Genomic DNA, 7248 nt, shown 5'->3' with positions numbered 1-7248 from the left:
CAAACTGGGTCGAAACTTTTCAAAATCCGACTGTTACTGCCGCTATTCTAGATCGGTTGGTTCATCATGCCTACGTAATTAAAATCACCGGTAAATCTTATCGAATTAAGGGAGCCGATTGACCGCCACAAACCTACATTTTTTAACCGCCATAAACCTACATTTTTACGCCGCCCTTGACAATCACCTATACATTGTGTATTATTAAAACGTGTGGTGCTAGTTTGTAACATTTAGAAATTTAACAAAAAAGTCCAACCCGGTTAGACTCATAAGTGACAAAACTTAAAAGGAGTAATAACTGTGTTGAACCACCTCAAGTTTAAGCAAAATCGTCACGAATTACAAGTTAGTTTCCATTACTTTTACCAGTTATGTTCATTGCTTTATCAGTGTTATTGTCCGCGTAGCGTCATTGAGCGGCGCAACGTTGAACATACTAAAATTACTGATATTAAACTTTTAGCTTTACTGTGCTTACAAGTCACACTGGAAATTCAATCGCAACGCCGCTTCTATTATCTGATGGCAGCGTTTATGCCGCGGCAAATGGTGGTATCACGTTCACGTTTCAACCGCCGCGCGCAACAATCACTGGCAGTAGTCAATGCCATTCGCTCAGGTATCACTAAGGATTATGCTCATTCGGGCGACCTAGCGATTATCGACAGTTTACCCAACCCACTATGTGCCAAAGTTCGTAATTTCAGAGTTAGAATTTTTGCTGGGAAGGCCAACATTGGCTATAATGCCACCAAGAAAATGCCATTTTATGGGTTTAAAACCCACATGGTCGTCACGGCTAATGGCTATATTCTGAATTATGTGATCACGGTAGCCTCAGTTCATGATGCTAAGGTAGCGCCTGAGCTAATTAGCGGTTGTCCTTGTCCCAATATTTTGGCCGATGTTGGTTATGTTGGGAAAAAACTCAAGACCAGTTTTAGGGCCCTAGGCTATAACTTATGGACGCCTTATCGTTCTAATATGAAAGGTGCTAAACAGCATAATAAGCGTCAACTCAAGGCGTTACGGCGGACAATAGAGTCACGCTTTTCAATTTTAGCCCAGCAATTTGGGATTGAAACCAATCTCACCCGTAGTCTATTTGGTTTTCAATTAAAGATTGAATTGACGATATTGGTATACAATTTAGGCTTTTTTTATTTTATGACGAACTAGCACCACGCGTATTATTAAAGTAACTTTATGTTTAGAAATGAATATTTCACTGCTAATAAAGTGACTATATTGAGTATGGGGATTAGCGATATGGAGACGGTAAAATTTTATTTTTGGGTCGATCAAAAAGATGATTATTGTGCGCAGCTAATAGAAGTCACGCGGCTTTATTTTAAAACCAAGATCGACCAGCCGTCGCTAATAGAACAATATCCGGCTGATTTAGTAGATAGTGAGATAACGATGCATCTTTATACCCACATTTTGATGCTAGCGCAGCAATTTCATAATCAGATATATACTTTTTTGCAAGATAACTTGAAGCGGCAGCAATTACCCAGCCAGAATTTAAATTATCGAACCGTCGTGCGACTTTTTAGCATGTTTCTATCCGCTGATGTGGCTAAAACAATGAATGTTGCTGAGATGCAGCAGCTTTATTACTTGGCTGAAACTATTAAGTCAGGTAATGAGCGTGCTGTCCAAAAATTGCAGCAATTACGACCCGATTTTTTTCGTAGTCAAGCTGACCCATTGGACTTTTCTGGTAATAGTCTCAGTAGTCATCTGGATGTCTTCACGTCGGTCTATACAAATCAGGCTGTATTATTAATTAACGAGCTAGATCTGCTTAATTTTGAACGTTCTGCGCAGACTTTTTGGCAGCAGATACCGGAAACACTGGCGATTGAACAGGAGTCTTTGCTAGCATTGCTGGGGTGAGGGAGAATCTGATGGTCAAGGATCAGCGTTGATTATTATGATGCCGATCATAAGTAGACAGGATAGTCGTTGGCCTGATAATTTGTGGGTGCTGATCAAGTAGTCATGGATGTTAGTTCGGCAATGATCGAATTATTACGGCAACGTGCGATCGATAGTATTACGAATTATTAAATTGAAATGAAATAACGCCAAACAGCCACACTTTTGATTGAGTGTGGCTGTTTGGCGTATTCGGTGTTTATTCAGCGTCGGCTACTGGTTCTACAGCCTCTGCTTCACCGCCAAAAATTGGTGTTACTGTCCGTTCAATATACTGCGCCTTGATCGGCGTTGCGTACGGATTAACAGCTTCCAACTCAAACATCTTCAAATCGGCGATGGTTTGCATCGCCGTTTTGACCGTGGTTTCGTCCAGGGTCTGGGAAGCGTAGTTCAGGCGCATGTGTTTCGTTTTGCCGATTTCGTTCTTGAACTCCATATCAAGTTGTTTCATGGGAATGCTCCTCTCTGTGGTGGATTGGGTGTAGTAGTAGATAATTTAGTGGTGCGGCATTTTCGCAATTTGGCGTCGGGGCGTACGCTTGGCGGCGAAAATGGGGTGGTGTGCGTTACTCAAGGGTAGTGGAAACGTGCTAAATGGTGCAGGTTTCTGCGACTAGCTACGTTGTGTGAACGAGTCACTACGTGTCTCTTATCACCCAACTGCCATGTTTCTTGCGGCACGAATTTTGCCACAAGAATAGTCAACGCCCGTAACATCAAAGATTATTAGCGGTTTTTGCTAATAATCAACTACTTTTGTGGAGTAGTAGGCTGATGCGCAAATCCTGAGCGCCTAATTTATCACTCTAGCCGAAACGTGGTCGAAAAAGCAGCTTATTCCGTATAGCTACGCTGTTCGAACGAGCCACTTGCGTGTCTCTTATCGTCCAGCTAGGCTATAGGCCATAATCTGAGCGCTTTTTCAACGCGCTCTAACCTGCGTAGTCGTGTCGATCATACACAACAGTGACGGCGGCGCTGTAGCCTTCGTCGGCTAGCTCAGCGATGGTCTTACCGAATTTATCCAGTTGTTCGGTCGTGGTGCCTTCTTTGACGTTGACGAACTTGTGTGTCGCTTCGCCGTCGATGTTGTCGCCGACGGTTTTGATCTGCAAGTCTGTTTTCAAAATAGCCATGGGATGACCTCCTTAAGATTATGGCTGCGCTATTCTATCGTTGATCAGCAACTTAGTGGTAGGCGCCAGTTTTTAAAAGGTAAAATTCAGCGGCCGCTATTTTATCCTTCACTTATAGATGCCGTATGAGCGGGCCGATTTGTGCCACCTTTTTTCTACAGGGTATCTAAAAAGGCGCAGTAATCTGCTTTTTTAGGCGCGTTTAGTCTAGATTGGTTGAGAACATGGTAACTGAAATCAATCGTTACAATAATTGCTGTAACTTTGCCAATAACTTAGTTCGGCGGCGGTAAACGGTGCGGCGACTAATTTTTAATTGTTGGCAGATCTCGGTGATCGAGTCATCTTGCAGGTAAAGTAGGCGGAATAATTGGTTTTCGGTTAGCGGGAGTTCAGTTAGTAGTTGCTGCAAGAGTAGTGCTTGGTATAGACTGTGTTCGGTGTCGCTACTGCGGTCATCGGGCGCGGTGTGGCCGAAGTAGCGTTGGTAACAGTCGTGTTTGCGTAGTAAGTCAATCACGCGTTGGCGCAGTTTGATGTAGAGATAAGTGTGGCGATCAAGGCTGGCGCCATTTTCGGCATAGCGGCAATACGCGTCGACATAAGCCAGGATGCATTCTTGAAAATAGTCGTCAAAATCAGGATTCTGTCGGGTGATGTTGAGTTTTTTTAAGACGCCGAAAATCAGCTTTTTATCGGCAAGTGCAGCGTTAAATGCGGTGTTGATCAATTGATTTGTCATTGGATCACAACCTTTTCTGTAGTGATCCCAGACGTCTAGGACGCTATAAGCATACTGGTCGACGCAGCAATCATGCAAACGACAAAAATGGCAAATTTACGAATAAAAATAAAACGCTTTCTTGATGCAAAAGCCTTTGGTGGTGCTAACTTAGCTTTTTTAATGTAAGCTTAATAATATTTTTATTAAAAAATAAGCGCTTCCTCATGCACTGGTTTACCTTTGTCGTTTATGCCATTAATGTAGCTAATTATTATCGTCGATATTTAAAGGGGTTAAAAAATGTTAGTTCGAAAACCCAAGTTTATTAACGACGACGTACCGTATTTTGATTTGGAGCAGATCGAATCGCGGTTAGATCTGGTTGAGTTGAGTGATGAATTTGTGATAAGACCTGATACGGTTTATGTCGCTAGCTTAGCGCATGCGGCTAATATGGAAGGTAAGCGATACTATACGGCTATGATCGGGATCAATGGGCGTTGCATCTTGACCACTTGTAAGTCTAACGATTTGATCAGCGAGTATAGTAAGCGGTCATTAACGAGTCCGCGATTTTGGCATTGGGTAGCACGTAGATTGGGCTGGAAGCCGCTTTATTTTGCGGGGGAGAATTCGTTTGTACCGGAGAGCACACCTAGCTGGGGGCAAACTTCATGGATCGGCAGTCGCTGGTACGATTCGATTTATACTACTAGTAAGGCAACCTTTGTGACTTTTACGCAGCCGCAAACACAACGGCAAGTGATTGTTCGGGTGCATATCTGCAAGCGGAAGTTACTTAAGAAGTTGGCGCAGGTGCGCGCAATGCTGATTTATACGCACCAGTTGACGCAATGGGCGATCGAACAGTGGCTGCCTAGTAGTCATGTTGACTTAGTTGTTCCGGCTAACTTGCCGGAGATACCTGGATTAAGGCTACCACTGTGGTCGGCATGGCAGATTCGGCAGTTTATCTTCGCTAATCACGATGAAGATGTTTGTTATATCGCAACAGATGAGTGTTGCAGTACGATCCATGAGGCGACTGAACGGGCGCAATACGCCTGGTTTCCGCCGCGTGAGTTGATCAAAGCACGCCGGCAGCAGTCATAAAAGTGACTGTTGTGTGCAACAGTGTTGGGTGTTGCCAACAACGGTCAAGGGTGTTTCGGGCAACAGGATGCAGTGTTGTCAGCAACACTGACGATAAAATTTAAATCGTTATCGACGGTAATTCTTAGTCAAAAACTTTAAAAAAATAGACCGCGTCAGTTGCGTTAAATCAACGTTTACTGTATGTGGTCTATTTTTTTTGCCTAAATTGTGGCACAAAAGCGGTCGTTGATACGGCATCTATAAGTGAAGAAATAAAAAGAGGTGCTGGGTTTGCGAACGTTATTTAGACTACCGGATGATTTTTTACATTTACCGGAATGGTAGATTGCAAATTTAATCCGAATTTTTGGACAAATTTGTCAGCATCACCTGATACGGTGTTTGCCAGTCGAGTATTTTAAGCGGTCGCTGGTTAATTTGGAGTAACGTCGTCGTTAAATCTTGAGCACTAATGTGCTCAAAACGAGTCCCTTTAGGATAAAAATAACGTAAATTCCGATTAAAGCGTTCATTACTACCACGTTCAGCTGGCGTATAAGCATGGCAGTAATAGGTCTTAATACCATATTGTGATTCAAGTGATACTAGCCCACTAAACTCAGTGCCACGGTCCACAGTAAAGCTGTGCACCGGACCATTAAAAGTGGTTAGGAACTTAGTTAGGGCTTCATTAACAGTCGCTGTCGTCCGATCTTTTAACCGGTATGCCCAAAGGAACCGTGATTTGCGATCGATTAAAGTTAATAAAACTGCCTTACTATGCCCACGAGGACCAACGACTGTATCTAGTTCAAAATCGCCGATGCGATTACGTTGATTAATCATCATGGGACGCTGTTCAATTGATCGCCCCAAAGATTGATTATATTTGGATCGTTGGTCAACGTTACGCCGTTGGCGTACGCCATGTTCAGGTAGATCATTCAAGGAGAAACCAATTCTCCCCTGATTTAGCCAATTATAAATAGATTTAGTCGCTAGTTTAAATTCGTGAGCAATCATTCCTGGTGACCAGCTTAGACGTAAATGGTTGAGAATTTTTTGCTTTAACTCATCGCTCAGCTTAGTTTTCCGACCACATCGTGATCGCTTGTATTCGGCATCTGTTTGTGCTAATTCAGCCTGATAAGGTTGACATCGAGATAATTCATAAGAAATTGTTGACGGTGATCGGTTCAGCCGAACGCCCATTTGGATATTGGACAGCCCTAGTTCACAAAAAGTTTCGATTTTAATTCGTTCGGAATAGGTTATACTAGACAAAAGATCAGCTCCTAAAAGATGGGTTTGTAGTAAACACCATTTTAAAGGAAGCTGATCTTTTTTGTCCGAACAGCGTTCGGATTAATTTTACAATCTACCAAATTACAAGTTTAATCCAACCAGGACCGAGAAATCTCATAATAGCAGCAAAAAAGGCTAAGGAACAGGAATCCACAGAGGCATCACACATATGTTTCAAAAACAGATTCAAAGCGTCTTACAAGTTACCATATAAGGGTTATGTTGGATGATCACCATAATATTCTTAAAATTGATTGACCATTTGGCCGATAAAAAACATGATAGAGACTATCATGGAATCCTCTATCAAAAGGTAAATGAAAAATCTTGAATTGCAGTCAATAGGTGAGATCGCTTCTTGGACTTCAATTGTAAATCAACCAATGCGGTGTTATATTTGATGATAGATTGTATTTAATAGCGTTAGTTAAAACGTGTGGATGTAAGCTGATTCCTGAGACAACTTTTAAGAGAGGGTATAATGAATAAATCATCTCTCAAAAGGAAGGAATTTTTACATGCCAACTCGTTACGACAAAGAATTCAAACAAAACATTATCAACCTATATAAGCAAGGCGAATCAGCTGCCCAACTGGCCAGAGAATATGGCATTGGCTATTCAACAGTTCATAAGTGGATCCAGGGCCAGGCCAAAACTCAATCCGGTAAATCGCCAGACGAAATCAAAGTGATGGAAAAGCGACTGGCTTCGCTGTCTGAGGAGAACGAAATCCTAAAAAAAGCCCTGGGCTTCCTTGCGCAGAAGTAACCAATATCTTTGATTACATTCACCAAGAAAGCCATCACCACCAGGTAACCAAGATGTGCCGAATCCTCGGTGTTTCCAGAGCTCAGTATTATCGTTATCGATCCCCCAAATCTTCAAAACGCCGGGCCGAAGATGCGGACTTGAAACAACGGATTCTGCGGATTTTTGCGGAATTTAAGCAGCGATACGGTGTTATGAAGATCCCCCATGAATTGAATCTGGAACTTCAACCACTGCAGCTTCGGTGCAGTCCACGACGGATTTCCCG

9 protein-coding genes are annotated in these 7248 nt (G+C 42.6%); 5 read left to right on the top strand and 4 right to left on the bottom strand.

The features are described 5' to 3' along the window. From EKM76_RS12480 to EKM76_RS12470, 3 genes are all read left to right on the top strand, one after another. Nucleotides 1-122 (top strand): ATP-binding protein (locus tag EKM76_RS12480; protein WP_164507655.1); only part of this gene is annotated, 122 nt, incomplete at its 5' end. 181 nt (nucleotides 123-303) lie between these two features. Then, nucleotides 304-1182 (top strand): IS982 family transposase, encoded by an 879-nt coding sequence (locus EKM76_RS12475; RefSeq protein WP_125550932.1) that lies wholly within the window; start codon nucleotides 304-306, stop codon nucleotides 1180-1182. A gap of 90 nt (nucleotides 1183-1272) precedes the next feature. Next, a complete protein-coding gene (locus EKM76_RS12470; RefSeq protein ID WP_125550931.1) occupies nucleotides 1273-1905 on the top strand; it encodes a hypothetical protein in 633 nt (210 codons plus the stop codon). A 241-nt stretch (nucleotides 1906-2146) separates the two neighbouring features. Here the strand turns inward: EKM76_RS12470 and EKM76_RS12465 are convergent, their stop codons facing one another. From EKM76_RS12465 to EKM76_RS12455, 3 genes are all read right to left on the bottom strand, one after another. Further along, nucleotides 2147-2401 carry a DUF2922 domain-containing protein gene (locus EKM76_RS12465; protein ID WP_010010400.1) on the bottom strand — a complete coding sequence of 85 codons (255 nt, stop codon included), beginning with the start codon at nucleotides 2399-2401 and terminating at the stop codon, nucleotides 2147-2149. A gap of 481 nt (nucleotides 2402-2882) precedes the next feature. Continuing rightward, nucleotides 2883-3086: a hypothetical protein gene (locus tag EKM76_RS12460; RefSeq protein WP_125550930.1), complete on the bottom strand. Its 204-nt coding sequence runs from the start codon at nucleotides 3084-3086 to the stop codon at nucleotides 2883-2885. Between the two features lie 244 nt (nucleotides 3087-3330). Further along, a complete protein-coding gene (locus EKM76_RS12455; protein ID WP_010010398.1) occupies nucleotides 3331-3828 on the bottom strand; it encodes a sigma-70 family RNA polymerase sigma factor in 498 nt (165 codons plus the stop codon). A 282-nt stretch (nucleotides 3829-4110) separates the two neighbouring features. On the opposite strand from EKM76_RS12455, the gene EKM76_RS12450 reads away from it, so the two are divergent. After that, a complete protein-coding gene (locus EKM76_RS12450) occupies nucleotides 4111-4923 on the top strand; it encodes a hypothetical protein (RefSeq protein ID WP_125550929.1) in 813 nt (270 codons plus the stop codon). 336 nt (nucleotides 4924-5259) lie between these two features. Here EKM76_RS12450 and EKM76_RS12445 read toward each other — a convergent pair whose 3' ends face one another. Continuing rightward, nucleotides 5260-6189 (bottom strand): IS30-like element ISLpl1 family transposase, encoded by a 930-nt coding sequence (locus tag EKM76_RS12445; RefSeq protein WP_003561810.1) that lies wholly within the window; start codon nucleotides 6187-6189, stop codon nucleotides 5260-5262. Between the two features lie 539 nt (nucleotides 6190-6728). On the opposite strand from EKM76_RS12445, the gene EKM76_RS13810 reads away from it, so the two are divergent. Beyond that, a complete protein-coding gene (locus tag EKM76_RS13810) occupies nucleotides 6729-6980 on the top strand; it encodes an IS3 family transposase (RefSeq protein WP_003586983.1) in 252 nt (83 codons plus the stop codon). Nucleotides 6981-7248 lie beyond the last annotated feature (268 nt).

This window comes from Loigolactobacillus zhaoyuanensis (assembly GCF_003946385.1).
Classification (GTDB): Bacteria; Bacillota; Bacilli; order Lactobacillales; family Lactobacillaceae; genus Loigolactobacillus; species Loigolactobacillus zhaoyuanensis.
Note: the sequence above shows the minus strand (reverse complement) of the source record. Positions and strands in the feature narration are given on the sequence as shown.

Bases quoted from the DNA above. Each gene is read 5' to 3' on its own strand.
- EKM76_RS12470 (WP_125550931.1), top strand. From the start codon at position 1,273: ATGGAGACGGTAAAATTTTATTTTTGGGTCGATCAAAAAGATGATTAT.
- EKM76_RS12465 (WP_010010400.1), bottom strand. From the start codon at position 2,401: ATGAAACAACTTGATATGGAGTTCAAGAACGAAATCGGCAAAACGAAA.
- EKM76_RS12460 (WP_125550930.1), bottom strand. From the start codon at position 3,086: ATGGCTATTTTGAAAACAGACTTGCAGATCAAAACCGTCGGCGACAAC.
- EKM76_RS12455 (WP_010010398.1), bottom strand. From the start codon at position 3,828: ATGACAAATCAATTGATCAACACCGCATTTAACGCTGCACTTGCCGAT.
- EKM76_RS12450 (WP_125550929.1), top strand. From the start codon at position 4,111: ATGTTAGTTCGAAAACCCAAGTTTATTAACGACGACGTACCGTATTTT.
- EKM76_RS13810 (WP_003586983.1), top strand. From the start codon at position 6,729: ATGCCAACTCGTTACGACAAAGAATTCAAACAAAACATTATCAACCTA.